Source organism: Exiguobacterium sp. S22-S28 (assembly GCF_043359615.1).
GTDB lineage: Bacteria > Bacillota > Bacilli > Exiguobacteriales > Exiguobacteriaceae > Exiguobacterium_A.
This window is the reverse complement of record NZ_JBHFFC010000030.1, coordinates 1-18,332: the sequence shown is the minus strand read 5'-3', so window position 1 is coordinate 18,332 and position 18,332 is coordinate 1. Positions and strand designations below refer to the sequence as shown.

Genomic DNA, 18,332 nt, shown 5'->3' with positions numbered 1-18,332 from the left:
GGATTGCATCTGAAATTCTTATTTCAAAAAGATGAAATGAAGATTTGCTGTATGCGAATTTAACAAAAAAAGTAGTAGCTTTTCTTGTGTAAGAAAAGCTACTACGTTTTATTTGATCTGAAGGAGGAGTGGATACTACATCCACCTTCTTTTTTTTGTACATACAGATTTTTAAATCAAGTTCATCTTGATTGATTGGAAAGTTCAACTTGTTGTTGCTTCAAGTGTTGCATAAACCGGTTGATTCGGTGAATGGCCTGTTGAAGCTGTTCAATCGAGCTGGCGTAGCTGGCACGGACATAGCCTTCACCGCTTGCTCCGAATACGGAGCCGGGAACGACTGCGACACGTTCAGCCAACAACAGTTGTTCTGCGAACTCTTCGCTTGTCAAACCGGTTCCACCGATATACGGAAAGGCATAGAAGGCGCCGCCCGGTGAATGTGTCGGCAGTCCGGCATCATTCAACGCTTTAACGAAATAATTGCGCCGCTGCCGGTAACTGCGGACCATGTCCGGAACCGTTTTATGACGGGAACGTAAGGCTTCGATGCCGGCAAACTGGACAAGCGTTGGTGCACACATCATACCGTATTGATGGACTTTGAGCATGGCCTGACTGATGGCGGGCGGAGCACATGTAAAGCCAAGCCGCCAACCGGTCATGGCAAAAGCTTTTGAGAAACCGTTAATGACAATCGTCCGCTCTCTCATATCCGGCAAGGTCGCGAAGCACGTCGGCTCTTCTTCGTAGGATAGTTCAGCATAGATTTCGTCACTGATGACATAAAGATCATGTTTTTTTGCAAGTAACGCAAGATCAGCCAATTGATCCCGTGACATGACGGAACCGGTTGGATTGGACGGGAAACAAAAGATAATGGCTTTTGTCCGATTCGTGATGACTGCCTCGATCGTGTCCGGTTGAATCGTAAAGCCGTCTTCGGCCTGACAAGCAGCCGCAACAGGGATGCCTCCGGCGAGTTCAATCAACGGTGCATACGAGACGAATGCGGGTTCGACAACAATCACCTCGTCTCCGGGGTTGATCAATGTCCGGAAAGCTAGATCAAGTCCTTCCGAAGCGCCGGTCGTGACGATGATTTCGTCTTCCACCCGGTAGTCCATCGAAAATTTTTCTTGCATATACAGACGGATTTCCTGTCGTAATTCGACTAATCCAGCATTGGCGCTGTATGCCGTGTAACCTTGCTCGAGAGCGGCGAAGCTGGCTTCCCGGACATTCCACGGGGTAACAAAATCAGGTTCACCGACGCCGAGGGAGATGACGTCTTCCATCGAACCGGCCAAGTCAAAAAAACGTCGGATGCCGGACGGAGCCAACCGTTCGACGCGTTCTGATAACTGCTTCATGGAGACACCTTCAATCGTTTATCCTCGTCATCCTGACTGAATAAGACGCCATCATGCTTATATGTTTTGAGGCGGAAGTGAGTCGTCGTCGAAATGACGGAGTCGAGAGTCGATAACTTTTCTGAAACAAATTGAGAAACTTCTTGCAGAGACTTCCCGTCGAGGACGACTTGCAAGTCGTAGGCGCCGGACATCAGATACAGCGACGTCACTTCGGGGAAACGATGAATTCGCTCCGCGACTTCATCAAAGCCGCGACCGCGTTTTGGTGTCACTTTGACATCGATAAAAGCCGTCACACCATGATGGGCGTGAATTTTTTGCCAATCGATGACGGCTGTGTAGCCGAGCAGGACGCCGTCTTCTTTGAATGCCGCAAGCGACGACAAGACTTCCTCTTCCGTCAGATCGAGCATCTGAGCAGCAAGGGCGTGATCGATCGGTCCATTCTGGGTCAATAATTCAAGTAATTCCAATTGTTTATCTGTATACACGATAATCACTCACTTTCTGTCAAATGGCCGCTGAACGTCCGCCGTGTCTCACGGAGACGGGAGCGGCGTTCTTCTTGGACGATATGAAAATTTTTCATTTCCGTCGTCGGCAGTTCATGTTTTTCCACAAGACGGTCAAAATAGACGCGACGTGAGGCATCCTGTTTGGCGGATTCATGATTGCCGGACGGATTAAAGGCATACAGCACTGTAGCGCGGGCCGGATGCAAAATCAGGTGATCTTGTCCGACGCGTAAAATCCAGTCCCAGTCCCAATAGTTGAAGACCTCTTCATCAAATAAACCAAGTTCTTCATGAAGGGATTTGCGATAGAGCGAACCGGATGGAATATAGGTCGAGTCTTCTTTCATTGCTTCGCGGTCGTATGGATACGCGAACGTTTCCGTCGTTTTGACGATTCGGTGGTCGTGTTGCCAGTCATAAGTGAACAGTTCGGCATCAGCATACGTTAAGTCGGCGCCTGCTTCCAAATCGCCTACGGCTTCTTCTATGTGTGAAGGCAGCAATAAGTCATCATCGTCATGAAGCAGAATGTATCGTCCTCGTGCAAGCGAAACTCCATGATTACGGGCACGGACATGGTGATTTTCCGGCAACTCGATATAAGTGAGTGGTAAACGGTCTTCAAAATCAGCGATGACTGTTGTCAAAGGCTCACCGTTATTGTTTAAGATAATGACCTCAAAATCTTTGTACTGTTGCCGGGTCAGGGCGTGTAAAGCCTCCCGCAATTCACGGGGGCGGTTATATGTGGGGATGATGACTGAAACCGTCGGCATAAAAGTCGTCTCCTTAGCACAAAGACACCCATGGCATTCAGGTGTCTGTGTGTAGTATTTACATTTTTTCTTCGATCAGTGGAAGCAGTGTGTTCCAGTCGGCAGCAGGTTCTTTTGTCACGGTGATAAAGTCACCGTAAGCAAATAAGTTATCAATGCCGTCTACTGTGATGAGTGACGCGAGCAATGCATCTTCCGGCGTCTCACCTTGTTTGACGCTCGTGCTTTTCGCGCCGAAACGATCACCCTCGAGTGTGATTTTTACGGAGTTTGGGTTTGGTGTGTAATCAACTTGCATAATAAGTCTCCTTTCAAAGTTCACACGAATCTTCACATAAAAGTAAGTTCGTTGCGAGTAAAGTCAGTTCCTGCTGATCCGGTCGTGCATCAAACGATTCTTCAAAAACAGAACCAATTGCTTCTGCAAGCGGGCTTATTTGATCATGAACCGTCAGTAACACTAGTATAGCAGACATTTCCGTCGGATATTTTCCTTCTCCTAGGTGAAATGGATCATATTTTTTTAAAAGTTCTTCTGACCTCATAAATGATTGAACTCCTTATCTCAATATATCTCAAAAGGCGGTAGTCCGCCTTTTCAAATTTGTTTGACCTGATTTTCAATGCAAGGGGTTATTTTTTAAGCATTCAGTGATAACCTATATCTTGTAGATAAATAGGTTTAAAAATGCCTGAAACGTCTATATATAGAATGAAGCATGAATTAATCTTTCTATATGTAGGGCGTCTTTTTTTAGTTTAGCGCATTTTTTACGGCAACGGAACCTATTTTAAAGTTAGAGAATGGGAGTGGTTCATAGTGGCATCTCCACTGAATACAGCACGCATCTATCAAGGTGCAATGACAATAGAAGATGTATATACGGTAATCCGTCAGATTACGGCATCATACTCGGAGCTCGACGTCGAGCGTTATACAGAACGGGCGATTCGGGCACTCGAAGGAAAGACGTTACAGGCGGATCAAGTCTATGAACTGTTAACAATGCATGCGCTGGATATGTTAAAAGCAGAAGAACCGAACTGGACATTTGTTGCGACAGCAACGTATTTAAACCGATTGTATCTGGAAGCGAGTGAGAACCGCGGCTACGCAGCGGACGAACGGTACGGCTCACTTTATTCCTTGATTGAAAAATTAACGGAGATTGGCATCTTCACGCCGCATCTCTTAGAAACGTATACGAAAGAAGAAGTCGAGGAACTGGCGGCATCGATCGACCCGTCACGTGACCACCTGTTCACGTACATCGGACTTCGGACGTTATCTGATCGTTACTTAGCGCGCGATCACGTCAAAAAACTATACGAATTGCCGCAGGAACGCTTTATGATCATTGCGATGACACTGATGCAGACAGAACCAAAAGAACGCCGGATCGAGCTTGTCAAAGAGTCGTACTGGGCGCTTTCGAACCTGTACATGACCGTTGCGACACCGACATTGTCGAATGCCGGTAAATCGTACGGTCAACTCTCGTCATGTTTCATCGATACGGTCGATGACTCACTACGGGGCATCTATGACTCGAATACGGATGTCGCGACCTTGTCAAAAGGCGGCGGCGGAATCGGTGTCTACATGGGGAAAATTCGTTCGCGCGGATCAGACATCAAAGGATTTAAAGGGGTTTCAAGCGGTGTCATACCGTGGATGAAACAGTTGAACAATACAGCGGTCAGCGTCGATCAGCTCGGCATGCGTCAAGGATCAATCGCCGTTTATCTGGATATCTGGCACAAGGATATCCTCGAGTTCCTCGATGCGAAGTTAAATAACGGGGACGAACGGTTGCGGACACATGATTTATTCACAGGCGTCAGCCTACCGGATCATTTCATGCGGACGGTCGAAGCACGAGGCGACTGGTATTTGTTTGATCCACATGAAATCCGGACGGTGATGGGCTTCAGTCTGGAAGATTCGTTTGATGAAACGGAGCAAGGCGGCAGCTTCACGGAGAAATATGAAGCATGTGTCAATGAACCACGCCTGAGCCGGACGAAAGTACCGGCGATTGATCTCGTCAAACGTTACATGCGGTCACAGCTTGAAACCGGTACACCATACATGTTCTTCCGCGATGCGGTAAACCGTGCCAACCCAAACAAACATGCGGGCATGATTTACTCGTCGAACCTCTGTTCAGAAATCATGCAAAACATGAGTCCGACGACAGTGAAGGAAGAGTACACGGAAGACGGCAAGATCATCATCACCAAAACACCAGGCGATTTCGTCGTCTGTAACTTATCTTCAATCGCACTGGCACGTGCTGTCCGTGAAAATGTGTTGGAACGGTTGATTCCGATTCAAATGCGGATGCTTGATAACGTCATCGATCTCAACACGATTGATGTGCCGCAAGCGCAGATTACAAATCAAAAATATCGCGCAGTTGGTCTCGGAACATTCGGTTGGCATCATCTGCTCGCACTCGAAGGCATCCGTTGGGAGTCGGTCGAGGCCGTTCAGTACGCTGATCGTCTCTATGAAAAAATTGCTTATTTGACGATTGATGCATCGATGCAACTGGCGAAAGAAAAAGGCGCCTACCGTCTCTTCGAAGGATCGGAGTGGCAAACAGGGGAGTACATCGCCCGCCGTCACTACAAAACGACTGCTGAACTCGATTGGGATCGCCTGCAAGCCGACATCACGGCACACGGAATGCGAAATGCCTACCTGATGGCGGTCGCACCGAACTCGTCGACGGCAATCATCGCCGGCAGTACGGCTTCGATTGATCCGATCTACAAGAAAGTGTACGCGGAAGAAAAGAAAAACTATAAGATTCCAGTCACCGTTCCTGATTTGACACCGGAGACGAACTGGTTCTATAAATCAGCGTTTGAGATTGATCAACTGTGGAGCATCCGTCAAAATGCGTCACGTCAACGCCACATTGACCAGGCGATCAGTTTTAACCTCTACGTTAAGAACAGCGTCAAAGCAAAAGAGTTACTTGAGATGCACATGGAAGCATGGCAGCTGGGGATGAAGACGATTTACTATACACGTTCGACGACTGTTGAAATCGATGAATGTGAGTCGTGTTCGTCATAAGAGAAGGAGGACGGTATCATGAAGGCAGCAATCGTATATGCGTCAATGAGCGGAAATACAGAGGAGGTTGCGGAACTGATCGCAAAAGCATGTTCCGAAATGCAGGTCGAACCGACGATGATCTTTGCCGATGACGTAACGACGTATCAGCTGGTCCCTTATGATATCGTCTATTTTGGTTCGTACACTTGGGGAGACGGACAATTACCGGATGAGATGCGGGATTGCCTGAAGTTAGTCTTAAAGGAAAGCTCGCACGCGATTCCGCAGGCAGCTGTCTTTGGGACGGGTGATAAAATGTTCGTCAAATATTGCCGTGCCGTCGATGAGATGGCGTATCATCTTTCGAAGTTCGGAGTTCCGCTCGCAGGTGAACTACTCAAAATCGAACAATCGCCGCGAAACCGACCGCATACGGTCAAAGAGTGGACACGTCGAACGTTATTGCAACTACAGCAAGAGGGAGCCAAACAACATGGAACAACTACAAAAAATCAAACTGCTTGATGCCCGTCATCCAAACCGGGCAACCGCGATCATTGGCGGAGAGACAAGCTCGATCGTCAACTGGAACGACATCGCATATCCTCAGTTTTATTCGATTTATAAACAGTTGCTATCGAACTTCTGGATTCCGGATGAGATTTCGATGTCAAAAGATATGCAACAATGGAATCAATTGAGCGAACGGGAACAGGATGCATTCAAGCGCATTATCGGTTTGTTGTCGATTCTCGACTCGGTCCAGACTCGCTATATTCTCGAGTCGGCAATGTTCACATCCGATGCTTCAATTCATGCGATTCTCGCGATTGTGGCACAACAGGAAGTCGTGCATAACCAATCGTACAGCTACGTGCTGTCGAGTCTTGTGCCGTTGTCGGAACAAAACCGGATCTTCGATATCGCAAAAGACGACGACATGGTCATGAAGCGGAATGCCTTCATTCTAGATTTGTATGAAGATTTCCAAAACGACCGGACACCGGAAAACTTTGCGAAGTCACTGGTTGCTTCGATCGTTCTTGAAGGGATTAACTTCTATTCTGGATTTGCCTTCTTCTATAATTTAGCGCGCCATCAAAAAATGGTCGGTACCTCGACGATGATCAGTTACATCCAACGCGATGAGCTGCAACACTCGTACTTTATCAGTCAATTGTTGCGTGCCGTTCTGACGGAACATCCAACCATCGACGCCGACGGTTCATTCACGAAGTTCGTTTATGCAACATTCGAGCGTGCCGTTGATCTTGAGATCGAGTGGAGTGAATACGTGTTACGTGACTTGGACGGACTTGACGTCAGCGAGATGCGTGACTACGTCAAATACCTTGCCAACAAACGTCTTCGTGTCATCGGACTTGACGACCTGTATGAAGGACATGATGAAGACGTCATGCCATGGATTCGGGCGTATTCCGATGACTCGATGAATGCGACGAAATCCGATTTCTTCGAGCAAAAATCACGGTCGTATGCGAAAGTGACAGATGCAAACGGATTTGACGATTTGTAAGTCGTCAACTACTCTTTAAATTTTTATTGCTTCACTGTGAAATTTCATATACTCTAGGACAGGTGAGGTCCTGCTCGACTCCTGCAGAAAAACAAGCCAATCATGACCCTGGAAGATGCACCGCATCTGAAGCGGCATGGTGGCTTGTCCGCGGAAAGCGAGCAGACCGGATCTGTCCTTTTTACATGTCTTTTTTCTTTGTTTTTAGGTCAATCGAAAATTAGACGAAAAAAGGGCCGGACTCGAAAAGTCCGGCAGAATCAGGGGGAATACTTGAAGTCTTGCTACTAATTTGTTCCCTTGTAAAATAAAAAATAAACAATTTGAAAAATATTTTTTACCATCCGTAAAAAGTATGTTATTATAAGTTGATGAATTTAGTTAGGGAGTGTATAAACTATGGCAAACTTTGAAAAAGACCAAGTTGTTACTGGTAAAGTAACTGGTATTCAAAACTTTGGTGCTTTCGTAGCACTTGACGAGCAAACACAAGGTCTCGTCCACATCTCAGAAATCTCACACGATTACGTAAAAGACATCAACGATTACGTAAAAGTTGGCGATGAAGTAACTGTTAAAGTTCTCGACATCGACGAAGCTAACAAAAAAATGAAGCTTTCGATCAAAGCAACACAAGAAGCTCCAAAACGCGAAGCACGCGCTAAAGGCCCACGCAAAAACGCTGGCCGTCGCGATGCAGGTCCTGCTTTCAAACAAGAAGAAGCTCCTGGCTTCAACGTGTTAAAAGGCAAATTGGAAGAATGGATTGAAAAATCAAACTTCCAAAAATAAGTTTTTAAAAGGGAATCGACATCGGTCGGTTCTCTTTTTTTTGCGTTATAAGCATTAAAATAGATGCAAAAGGGGAATGTGTGGATAATGTAAGGTGTTCATTACTTATTAAGGGGGCAACACACAATGGAAAACTTTGAATATCGTAATCCAACGAAACTTATTTTTGGTGACGGTCAAGTCAGCAAGATTAAAGACGAACTGAAAATATTAAATGTGAAAAAAGTCATGCTCGTATTCGGCGGCGGAAGCATCAAGCGCAACGGCGTGTATGATGACGTGACGCGTGAATTAAACGAAGCAGGAATCGAATACGTCGAATGCGACGGCGTCGAACCAAATCCGCGTATTGAAACAGCGGAACGCGGCATCAAAATCGCTCGTGAAGCAGGCGTTGATGCATTGCTCGCTCTTGGCGGCGGTTCTGTCATCGACTGCACGAAATTGATTGCTGCCGGTATCCCGTACGAGGGCGAAGCATGGGATCTCGTCATTGGGAAAGCAACACCAAAAACCGTCATCCCGTTCGGAACAGTTTTGACGCTCGCTGCGACAGGTTCAGAAATGAACTCAGGTTCTGTCATCACGAACTGGAAGACACAAGAAAAATACGGTTGGGGCAGCCCGTTGACGTTCCCTACATTCTCGGTCCTTGATCCAAAATACACAGTTAGTGTACCGAAAGATCAAACGATTTATGGAATTGTCGATATGATGAGCCATTGCCTCGAGCAATACTTCCACACGGCGCATGCACCGGTTCAAGAGCGGATGACAGAAGGCGTTATGAAAGCAGTCATCGAAGCAGCACCGAAACTCGTCAACGATCTTGAAAACGTTGAACTGCGCGGTACGATTCTCTTCGCAGGTACGATGGCACTCAACGGTGTCCTGCAAATGGGCGCACGCGGTGACTGGGCTTCTCATAATATCGAACACGCGGTTTCAGCGGTTCATGACATCCCGCACGCAGGTGGTTTAGCGATTCTCTTCCCGAACTGGATGCGTCACGTTCTCGATGAGTCAAATGCACACCGTTTCGTCACACTCGGTGAAAACGTCTTTGACGTCGATACGACAGGTAAATCAGAAATGGAAGCAGCACACGCTACAATCGATGCCATCAGTGCGTTCTGGACATCACTTGGTGCACCGAACCGTCTTGCGGATTATGACATCAAAGAAGATACAGTCGATTCAATCGTGAAGTCAGCGATGACACGTGGCGACTTCGGTAACTTCAAATCACTCGGTAACGAAGATGTCCGTCAAATCGTCACGGCTGCATTGTAAGCGTCATAACATTTGCTAATCTTTTCACAAAAGACTTGAACGACCTTCCTTCTTGCGTTTTAATGAAAAGGAAGGTCGCATTTGTTTGCGAATGAATAAGGAGGACGAGTGAATGACAACGGTACGTTTTGATTATTCAAAAGCCCTACAATTCGTAGGACAACATGAAGTAGACTACATGGCGGATACGGTAAAAACATTACACGGAGCAATCCACAACGGTACAGGAGCCGGCAGTGATTTCTTAGGATGGGTCGATTTACCGACGAACTACGACAAAGCAGAATTTGAAAAGATTCAAGCGGCGGCGGAAAAAATCAAGTCGGATTCAGACGTGTTGTTAGTCGTCGGAATCGGCGGATCGTATCTCGGCGCACGTGCGGCGATTGAAATGCTCGGTCATTCGTTCCACAACTTGTTATCAAAAGAAGAACGGAAAGCACCACAAATCATCTATGCCGGACATAACATTTCTTCGACATACTTACATGATTTGTTCCAAGTCCTCGAAGGAAAAGATGTTTCGGTCAACATCATCTCGAAATCGGGTACGACAACAGAGCCGGCGATTTCGTTCCGCCTGTTGAAAACGTTCATGGAAGACAAGTACGGCAAAGCTGGCGCGAAAGACCGGATTTACGCAACGACGGATAAAGCGCGTGGTGCCTTGAAGACTCTTGCAGATTCAGAAGGGTACCAAACGTTTGTCATTCCGGATGATGTCGGAGGACGTTTCTCGGTCTTGACGCCGGTCGGACTGTTACCGATCGCAGCGGCAGGCATCTCGATTGAAGAATTAATGGCAGGCGCACGTGACGCTCAAGTTCAGTTCTCAAACGAAAACTTGGCGGAAAACGAAGCCTATCAGTATGCAGTCGTCCGGAACGCGTTATACGCGAAAGGGAAAACCATCGAACTCCTCGTCAACTACGAACCAGCTTTACACTATGTGTCGGAGTGGTGGAAACAGTTGTACGGAGAGTCAGAAGGAAAAGACTTCAAAGGGATTTTCCCGGCCGCAGTCGACTTCTCAACGGATCTCCACTCGATGGGTCAATACGTGCAAGAAGGACGCCGTGACTTGTTTGAGACAGTCATTAAAGTCGGACAAGCACGTCATGCTTTGACGATCGAAAAGGATGCGCAAGACTTGGACGGTCTGAACTTCCTTGAAGGAAAATCGATTCAATTTGTTAATGACAAAGCCGCTGAAGGAACGTTACTTGCCCACACGGATGGACAAGTCCCGAACTTGACGGTTGAATTGCCGGAGATGACGCCGTATCATCTCGGATTCTTGTTCTACTTCTTCGAAAAGGCGTGTGCAATGAGTGGATACCTGCTTGGTGTGAACCCATTTGATCAGCCGGGTGTTGAAGCGTACAAGAAAAACATGTTTGCCTTACTCGGTAAACCTGGATTTGAAGCAGAAAAAGCAGAGCTTGAAGCTCGCTTGAAATAAGAACCCAGACATCTCTCGATTCAGAGGGATGTCTTTTTTGTCATTCTGGCAAATTCCTACGCACTTTCACTTTTAGAATGCTTTCGAAACAGGTAAAGTGAAGAGAGAAGAAGAAATGGGGTGCACGCACGTGATTACGTTTTTGGATTATTATCAAAATCGGGTCGAACTGAGTTTTGAGGACCATCCGTTCTCGGTTCATCCGCTTCATGTCTGGGTCATTGCCGTGTACGAGGGGAAATGGTTACTGACGCATCATAAACAACGGGGGTACGAATTTCCCGGGGGAAAAGTCGAACCCGGTGAAACGGCTGAAGAAGCAGCATACCGAGAAGTGATGGAAGAAACGGGTGGACAGATTGAACGCCTTCAGTACATCGGACAATATCGTGTCGAAGGACGAGGGGATACAATCATCAAGAACATCTACTTCGCCGAGATAAAATCACTTGTCCCTCACCTGGCTGTCGATGAGACGGACGGGGCATACTTATTGGACGATATCCCACCTCGTCTCGATACGAACCGCCAATACAGCTTCATGATGAAGGACCGTGTCCTTCCGGAGACTCTTCGTGTACTCGCCGAACGCCGATTGGTTTGAACTGCCGAGACAAGGTCCGTTTCGATCGTTTCGGATGTTTTATGAGACATCTGACGGTGAACGGGTGGGTGCCTATGTCATTTTTCCCGTTCAAGCGAATGGACAAGGTCTTTTGTATTTACGTGGTGGGACACGTCACATCGGGATGGTCCGACCGACACGTCTGATGCAGTTTGCGCAAGCGGGTTATTTAGTCATGGCGCCCTTTTATCGTGGAAACTTAGGCGGAACCGGTAAAGAGGACTTTGGAAATCAGGATATTTTGGACGCCATCAGTGCATTTGACTGGTTGGATCAGCGTGTGGAGCGGACGTCGGTCTTCGGCTTCTCACGCGGCGGTCAGATGGCGTTATTGCTTGCCCATCATCGCCCTGTCAAACGGACGGTTTCTTGGGCGGGGGTAACGAATCTGGTCTGGACGTATGAGGAACAACGAACGATGCAAAAGATGCTTCGACGTTTTACAGGCGGTACACCGGACCAACAGCAAAAAGCCTATCATGTTCGATCTCCCTTGTACTATAGACCACAGGGAGAGGTGTTACTGATTCACGGGTTGTATGATCAAAATGTCAAATTGCGTCATGCCACGAATTATGCCGCCCGTTATCCGAGACAGACCCACTTGAAAATCTATCAATATGCCCATCAATTTCCGGTGCATCAAAAGATGGAAGTGACGGATGACGTGATGAAATGGATGATGACGTAACAGGATTCGAAAGGTCACTTCAATGTAGGATGTTGAAGTGATTTTTTTTGATTTAGTGGAACATTGATATTATTTGAAAAACTGTTTTTTTAGAGAAAAGGATGTTTGGTATACTAGAACATATAAAATAATCCTAATTAATGGATTTTAAAGGGGAACATGAGATGGAAATCTTACTTGCACGCCAACCGATTGTTGACCGGTTAGGTTCGATCGATGCTTTCGAATTACTCTATCGTTCCGTTGAAGCTCCAGCAGTTTTTGATGGAGAACTGGCGACGATGGATGTATTGACCAATACATTGATTCATCTCGGAGTAGATCGTGTTGCGGAAGGGAAACGACTGTTTATTAATTTTACGGGAGAACTGTTGCAATCTGAGCTGATTGATCACTTAGACCCGACCCGCTTCGTTATTGAAGTGTTGGAAACCGTTCACATCGATGAAAATATGCTGTTAACACTAAAAAAGTGGAAAGAAGCAGGATTCATGTTGGCCCTCGATGATTTTGTGACCGATCTATTGCGCCATCACGGGGCGGAGTTGTTTGATTTAATTGATTTGATAAAAATCGATATTGAAGCAATCAATCCTCGTGAACAAAGTGCGATTTTACATATCTTAAAACGAAATTATCCGCATATGCGTTTTCTGGCCGAACGGGTGGAAACCCACGAAGATCATATACGCAGCTTGGAAATGGGATATGACTGGTTCCAAGGATATTTTTACGCCAAGCCGATGCTGATGAAAGGGAAGGCTGTACCCCCTCAGTTACCCGTTTTGCTGAAGATGTTGAAGTGGTTGGAGACAGATGAATACTACGATGAAGTGATCGATGAGATTGAAGGAAATCCTTATATCAGTGTTCAAGTGTTGCAATTGATCAATTCCCCTGGGATCGGTCTTCGGAACACCGTCAGTTCCGTCCGGCAAGCAATTTCCTTATTAGGCTTCTCACAATTAAAAAGTTGGATTTCGTTGATCGTCTTGCGTGAAATGAAACTCGCCAGTCCGTACCGGTGGTCAGGTGAACTATTACGTTCTTCTTTACATTGTGCAAAGTTATGTGAATTATTTGCAACGGAAACGAAGACACTGAAGGCGGAAAGTGCTTATATGATCGGTTTACTATCGCACATCGATGCATTATTGTCCGTCGATATTAGCGAAATCATCGATCAATTGCCGATTGAACCTGCATTGAAACATGTACTACAGGGGGAGGATCATCCGTTTCGGGACTGTTTGTTACTTGCAATCAGTGCAGATCGAGGCGAATTTGCACAGTTTGAGATGCTCAGCCAACGTTTTGGGATTTCGAAAAAACGTGCATACGAACTGTTAAAAGAAAGTCAAGAATGGCTGGGTCAAAAAGAAGGCCATTTACAAGAAGAAACGGATTCGATTGTCTGAGTAAACAAAAAGGTTGAGCTTCCGCTAAGGAGCTCAACCTTTTTGTGATCACCACTCCTTGTTAAACGCGAGGACCAGCTGATTTGATCGCATCCGTCGCACTGACGAAGCGGGTGAAGTTCTGCTTAAATTTATGTGCGAGAGCTGTTGCTTGCTCTGTATAAGCAGCTGAATCTGCCCACACTTTGACCGGATTGAGTAAATCGGTCGGAACACCGGGTACTTCGATTGGCATATGAAGTCCGAAAATCGGATGCTCCTCTGTCGGAATGTCCGTAAGCAGACCGTTGACAGCGGCATTGACCATCGTCCGTGTATACGCCAGCTTCATCCGGCTGCCTGTTCCGTAAGCGCCGCCGGTCCAACCCGTGTTGACGAGATAAACCGTCACGCCGTGGCGATCAATCAACTCACCGAGCATCGTCGCATATTTTTCAGGGATCAACGGTAGGAACGGTGAGCCGAAGCAGGTCGAGAACGTCGCTTCCGGTTCCGTGACACCGCGTTCTGTCCCAGCCAGTTTCGACGTGTAGCCGGACAGGAAGTGATACATGGCTTGCTCTTTTGTTAATTTACTGATGGGAGGTAACACACCGTACGCATCAGCCGTCAAGAAAACGATCGTTTTCGGATGACCGGCACGTGACGGGATGGCAATGTTATCGATGGCTGTGATCGGATAAGCCGCACGCGTATTTTCAGTCAGCGACGTATCATCATAGTCCGGAGTCCGGGTGTCATCGAGGACAACGTTCTCAAGAACGGTTCCGAAGCGGATCGCGTCAAAGATTTGTGGTTCTTTTTCGCGCGACAAGTTCACCGTCTTCGCATAGCAGCCGCCTTCGATATTGAAGACACCGTCATGAGACCAGCCGTGCTCATCGTCACCGATCAATTGACGGCTGTCGTCAGCTGACAGGGTGGTCTTACCAGTCCCTGATAGACCAAAGAATAAGGCAACATCACCGTCGTGTCCAACGTTTGCGGAGCAGTGCATCGATAATACTTCTTGTTGCGGCAACAGGTAGTTCATGACGGAGAAAATTGATTTTTTAATTTCCCCAGCATACTCCGTCCCACCAATCAAAACGATCCGGTGTTCAAATGACATCGCGATGAATGTTTCTGAGTTGGTTCCATCGACCGTAGGATCGGCTTTAAAATGTGGTGCGTAGACGACCGTAAATGGTTCAAAGGCCGCTACCTTAGGATATTCACGTAAAAACAACTGCTTCGCAAACAAATTATGCCAAGCATATTCGGTCACAACGCGCACTGGAAGGGTGAAATGTGTATCGGCACCAGCAGCAGCTTCTGTATAGTAGAGTTGATCCGCTTCGTTCATGTAACGAAGAACTTTCTGTAACAGCTGTTCGAATTTATCCGATTCCATCGGTTGATTGACGTGACCCCAATCGATGTGCATCTCACATGAGTCATCGCGGACGATGAACTTGTCTTTCGGTGAACGACCTGTAAATTTCCCCGTTTCTACAGACAAAGCACCATTTTCTGCAAGAACTCCTTCGTTGTTGCGAATCGCATGTTCGACTAGTTCGGCAACGGATAGTTGCTTGAACACATGCTCCTTCTTGAGTAGTTCTTCGATATTCAGGACCGTCATCGGCATCCTGACCCCACCTTTCCCCTACGTTGGTTTTGGCTCCATCAATAGTATGACACATTCATTATATATGACATACTAAAGATAGGGCAATCATTTTCATGCGCTGATTTCTATTTATCTGGAAACGCTTTCAGCATTAACAGTTTAACATCTCTTTCGAAATTTTTCGACTAGAAATTAAAACGTTGCTTGACAGAGTGGGCACAAGTTTATATCATGTAATTCGTAACGGATACTCTTATTCTGAGCAGGTGGAGGGAACAAGGCCCGAAGAAACCCGGCAACCGTCTTATATTAATTTCATCATTAATGTAGGAAAAGGTGCTCTCCTGAAGCGAAGTAAACACTTCGAACGATAAGAGGGTAAAGGAAGAACGCACAACCTTTCCCTGACCATTTTTGGACATGGAAAGGTTTTTTTCATTTTACCGTCCCACTCAACTAGGGGAAATGAGTACACCGTCAAATTCTTTTTTGGGAGGGTCAAACATGACAAACCTTAATCGCCGACTATTTACGTCGGAATCAGTAACTGAAGGTCACCCGGATAAAATCTGTGACCAGATTTCGGATTCAATTTTGGATGCGATTCTTGCAGCGGATCCAAACGCACGTGTTGCGGCAGAAACTTCTGTCACGACAGGACTTGTTTTAGTCGCAGGAGAAATTACGACATCGACTTACGTGGATATCCCGAAAGTCGTTCGTGAGACCATTCGCGAAATCGGCTATACACGCGCTAAATACGGTTTCGATGCAGACACATGTGCTGTATTGACTTCAATCGATGAGCAGTCAGCAGACATCGCTCTTGGTGTCGACCAGGCGCTTGAAGCACGCGAAGGAAACATGTCAGATGAAGAAATCGATGCAATCGGAGCAGGAGACCAAGGTCTGATGTTCGGTTACGCAACGAAAGAAACACCTGAACTGATGCCACTTCCGATTTCACTTTCACACAAACTGGCACGTCGTCTTGCAGAAGTCCGCAAGACAGGACAACTCGATTACCTCCGTCCGGATGGTAAAACGCAAGTTACGGTTGAATACAACGAGAACAACGAGCCTGTTCGCGTCGATACAATCGTCATCTCGACACAACATGCAGAAGAAGTAACGCTTGAGCAAATTCAAGCGGATCTGAAAGAACACGTCATCGCTCCGGTCATCCCGACGGAATACATTGACGCTGAAACAAAATTCTTCATCAACCCGACTGGTCGTTTCGTCATCGGCGGACCACAAGGTGATGCTGGATTAACAGGTCGTAAAATCATCGTTGATACGTACGGCGGTTACGCACGCCACGGCGGTGGTGCATTCTCTGGTAAAGATCCAACCAAAGTCGACCGTTCTGCTGCCTATGCAGCACGTTACGTCGCGAAAAACCTCGTCGCATCTGGTCTTGCGGAAAAAGCAGAAGTTCAACTTGCTTACGCAATCGGTGTTGCGCACCCGGTTTCAATCGCTGTCGATACGTTCGGAACAGGTAAGCTTCCAGAAGCACAACTCGTCGAATTGATCGCAGAAAACTTTGATCTTCGTCCAGCAGGCATCATCAAGATGCTTGATCTCCGCCGTCCGATTTACCGTCAGACAGCAGCATATGGTCACTTCGGTCGTACAGACATCGAATTGCCATGGGAGCAAACAGATAAAGCCGCTGCACTTGAAGAGCAGGCAAAACGTTTCGCATAATCCAAAGTTCAGGAACTCCTTTTTGAAGGAAGTTTCTGAACTTTTTTTGTTTCTCCGGAACTTTGCAGGGATACGACTGAAATTTCTAGAAAAGGGTAAAAGAACATGAGTCTGTAAAAGGAAAAGGGGGATTTCGGTATGGAGATACGCGAAGCAGTTCCTGCTGATGCAGCACGTATTCATGATATAGCGCTCACATCTTGGATGGATACGTACGAGGAGATCTATTCAGAGCGCTCGAAAGCCCATTTCGTCCAAGAAGCGTATCCACAGGAAGAAGTGGTTCGGGCGATTCGAACGGCTGAAGAAGCCCGTGGAGAATACTTTAACGTAGGACTGATTGAAGGGGAAATCGTGGGATTTATTCATGCAATCGATGTGGAAGGAACGTGGGAAATCGTCCGCTTGTATGTCCTGCCGAAATACCAACAGAACGGAATCGGGCGGCGACTGATTCGGGAACTCGAGCGCCAAGGTGCTTCTCCAATCGAAGTGTACGTCGAATCCCGTAATTATAAAGCCCGTCACTTTTTGACCGCGTATGGATTTAAGGAAATCAGCGAGACGACGGAAGAAGTGTTTGGACAGGTGGAACCTGTGACGCGGTTGCAACGTATATACGAATAAGGGAAAAGAAATCCGACTTGAGGCGGTTTTGCCGAAGTCGGATTTGTTGCATACTAAATGGATATCTGATGAAGAGGTGAGCTTGTGGTAGAACAACCAACCGGAGTGATTGTCCTTGTATATCCACTCCAATTACGTGCCCGGCCGAGCGAAGCATTGATTCGCGTCTTGGAACGGGAATATGAAGTACTTATAGTCGATGCGCCGCGTCGTGTATCGTTTGAAGAACACCAGCAATTATTAAAAGAAGCCTTACGAGAAGCCGGTAAACGAAAACTGCCGATCCACATCATCGCCTGCAGCATGGGAGCACTCGTCGTCAACCGGTTATTGCAAGAATATGAATTACCGGTAGGGAGTCTGACATTTATTTCTCCTTTGTTTGATTGGCATAACTCGAAACAACTGGGCGGCGTCAAACAAGTGTTTGCCAGTGCCTTCGACCGGTTCCGTCCGGATGCCCCGCTTGGAACGTTACCGTTTGGACAAAACAATGAAGATGCTGCCCGTCTCGGTGAGTTGACCTATGCCGAGTACCGGGAAATTGAAGAAGAAATCGTCATCCATGACGAAGAACGGAAAAAATTACCGCGTGTCCAGCTCGCTTGTTTCTACGCGCCAGATGATCAATTTGCCGATGTGAAGCTGACGCTTGAAGTGTGCCGGAAAATGGGCGGCGATCAGATTTATCTGCAACGTCTGCACGGTTTCCCGCACTTTAGTTTCGAACGTTTGAACACACGGTTTGCTGAAAAACTAATGTTGTTCCTGAAGCTTGTCGAAGAGTAAGAAGAGAATTTAAAAGGAGGATGCCGTCGTGCGCGA

At 46.9% G+C, this 18,332-nt stretch carries 18 protein-coding genes and 1 riboswitch; of the genes, 12 read left to right on the top strand and 6 right to left on the bottom strand.

Translation table 11 applies throughout. The annotated features are described in order from the left end of the window. Positions 1 to 182 precede the first annotated feature (182 nt). The 5 genes from ACHA8N_RS12985 to ACHA8N_RS12965 are packed head-to-tail and all read right to left on the bottom strand — an operon-like array spanning position 183 to position 3,212. The gene (locus ACHA8N_RS12985) at positions 183 to 1,373 is read right to left on the bottom strand and encodes an aminotransferase (RefSeq protein ID WP_393965966.1); all 1,191 of its coding nucleotides are present in this window, start codon (positions 1,371 to 1,373) and stop codon (positions 183 to 185) included. Next, on the bottom strand, positions 1,370 to 1,870 hold the full coding sequence (locus ACHA8N_RS12980; protein ID WP_393966126.1) for an Lrp/AsnC family transcriptional regulator: 501 nt from the start codon (positions 1,868 to 1,870) through the stop codon (positions 1,370 to 1,372). Before ACHA8N_RS12980 ends, ACHA8N_RS12985 begins: the two co-directional genes overlap by 4 nt. Positions 1,871 to 1,872: 2 nt before the next feature. Continuing rightward, a complete protein-coding gene (locus tag ACHA8N_RS12975) occupies positions 1,873 to 2,667 on the bottom strand; it encodes a glycosyltransferase family 2 protein (protein ID WP_393965965.1) in 795 nt (264 codons plus the stop codon). A 58-nt stretch (positions 2,668 to 2,725) separates the two neighbouring features. Next, positions 2,726 to 2,965, bottom strand: a complete 240-nt coding sequence (locus ACHA8N_RS12970; RefSeq protein WP_393965964.1) for a NifU N-terminal domain-containing protein — start codon at positions 2,963 to 2,965, stop codon at positions 2,726 to 2,728. Positions 2,966 to 2,978: 13 nt separating this feature from the next. Beyond that, positions 2,979 to 3,212: a DUF1871 family protein gene (locus tag ACHA8N_RS12965; protein ID WP_393965963.1), complete on the bottom strand. Its 234-nt coding sequence runs from the start codon at positions 3,210 to 3,212 to the stop codon at positions 2,979 to 2,981. 275 nt (positions 3,213 to 3,487) lie between these two features. On the opposite strand from ACHA8N_RS12965, the gene ACHA8N_RS12960 reads away from it, so the two are divergent. The 9 genes from ACHA8N_RS12960 (at position 3,488) to ACHA8N_RS12920 (ending at position 13,555) form a co-directional block, all read left to right on the top strand. Further along, the gene (locus ACHA8N_RS12960; RefSeq protein ID WP_393965962.1) at positions 3,488 to 5,755 is read left to right on the top strand and encodes a ribonucleoside-diphosphate reductase subunit alpha; all 2,268 of its coding nucleotides are present in this window, start codon (positions 3,488 to 3,490) and stop codon (positions 5,753 to 5,755) included. 18 nt (positions 5,756 to 5,773) lie between these two features. Further along, positions 5,774 to 6,262, top strand: coding sequence for a flavodoxin domain-containing protein (locus ACHA8N_RS12955; RefSeq protein ID WP_147510549.1), 489 nt, complete (start codon positions 5,774 to 5,776; stop codon positions 6,260 to 6,262). Then, positions 6,231 to 7,274 carry a ribonucleotide-diphosphate reductase subunit beta gene (locus ACHA8N_RS12950; RefSeq protein ID WP_147510550.1) on the top strand — a complete coding sequence of 348 codons (1,044 nt, stop codon included), beginning with the start codon at positions 6,231 to 6,233 and terminating at the stop codon, positions 7,272 to 7,274. The genes ACHA8N_RS12955 and ACHA8N_RS12950 overlap by 32 nt, the downstream gene beginning before the upstream one ends. Before the next feature lie 399 nt (positions 7,275 to 7,673). Beyond that, complete coding sequence (gene yugI / locus ACHA8N_RS12945; protein WP_012371159.1) at positions 7,674 to 8,066, top strand: S1 domain-containing post-transcriptional regulator GSP13; 393 nt, start codon at positions 7,674 to 7,676, stop codon at positions 8,064 to 8,066. 126 nt (positions 8,067 to 8,192) lie between these two features. Next, the gene (locus tag ACHA8N_RS12940) at positions 8,193 to 9,359 is read left to right on the top strand and encodes an iron-containing alcohol dehydrogenase (protein ID WP_393965961.1); all 1,167 of its coding nucleotides are present in this window, start codon (positions 8,193 to 8,195) and stop codon (positions 9,357 to 9,359) included. A 112-nt stretch (positions 9,360 to 9,471) separates the two neighbouring features. Beyond that, positions 9,472 to 10,821, top strand: a complete 1,350-nt coding sequence (locus ACHA8N_RS12935) for a glucose-6-phosphate isomerase (RefSeq protein ID WP_012371157.1) — start codon at positions 9,472 to 9,474, stop codon at positions 10,819 to 10,821. A 130-nt stretch (positions 10,822 to 10,951) separates the two neighbouring features. Further along, positions 10,952 to 11,425, top strand: coding sequence for an RNA deprotection pyrophosphohydrolase (ytkD, locus tag ACHA8N_RS12930; RefSeq protein WP_147510552.1), 474 nt, complete (start codon positions 10,952 to 10,954; stop codon positions 11,423 to 11,425). After that, the gene (locus tag ACHA8N_RS12925) at positions 11,397 to 12,137 is read left to right on the top strand and encodes an alpha/beta hydrolase family protein (protein ID WP_393965960.1); all 741 of its coding nucleotides are present in this window, start codon (positions 11,397 to 11,399) and stop codon (positions 12,135 to 12,137) included. Before ytkD ends, ACHA8N_RS12925 begins: the two co-directional genes overlap by 29 nt. 164 nt (positions 12,138 to 12,301) lie before the next feature. Then, positions 12,302 to 13,555, top strand: a complete 1,254-nt coding sequence (locus ACHA8N_RS12920; protein ID WP_393965959.1) for an EAL and HDOD domain-containing protein — start codon at positions 12,302 to 12,304, stop codon at positions 13,553 to 13,555. A gap of 61 nt (positions 13,556 to 13,616) precedes the next feature. Here ACHA8N_RS12920 and pckA read toward each other — a convergent pair whose 3' ends face one another. Further along, positions 13,617 to 15,185 (bottom strand): phosphoenolpyruvate carboxykinase (ATP), encoded by a 1,569-nt coding sequence (gene pckA / locus ACHA8N_RS12915; protein ID WP_393965958.1) that lies wholly within the window; start codon positions 15,183 to 15,185, stop codon positions 13,617 to 13,619. Positions 15,186 to 15,417: 232 nt separating this feature from the next. Then, positions 15,418 to 15,544, top strand: a riboswitch (SAM riboswitch). A gap of 127 nt (positions 15,545 to 15,671) precedes the next feature. Here pckA and metK point away from each other — a divergent pair. The 3 genes from metK (at position 15,672) to ACHA8N_RS12900 (ending at position 18,296) form a co-directional block, all read left to right on the top strand. Beyond that, on the top strand, positions 15,672 to 16,880 hold the full coding sequence (gene metK / locus ACHA8N_RS12910; protein ID WP_119923333.1) for a methionine adenosyltransferase: 1,209 nt from the start codon (positions 15,672 to 15,674) through the stop codon (positions 16,878 to 16,880). Positions 16,881 to 17,018: 138 nt separating this feature from the next. Beyond that, complete coding sequence (locus ACHA8N_RS12905) at positions 17,019 to 17,507, top strand: GNAT family N-acetyltransferase (RefSeq protein ID WP_147510555.1); 489 nt, start codon at positions 17,019 to 17,021, stop codon at positions 17,505 to 17,507. Between the two features lie 84 nt (positions 17,508 to 17,591). After that, on the top strand, positions 17,592 to 18,296 hold the full coding sequence (locus ACHA8N_RS12900; protein ID WP_147510556.1) for an alpha/beta hydrolase: 705 nt from the start codon (positions 17,592 to 17,594) through the stop codon (positions 18,294 to 18,296). Positions 18,297 to 18,332: the final 36 nt, after the last annotated feature.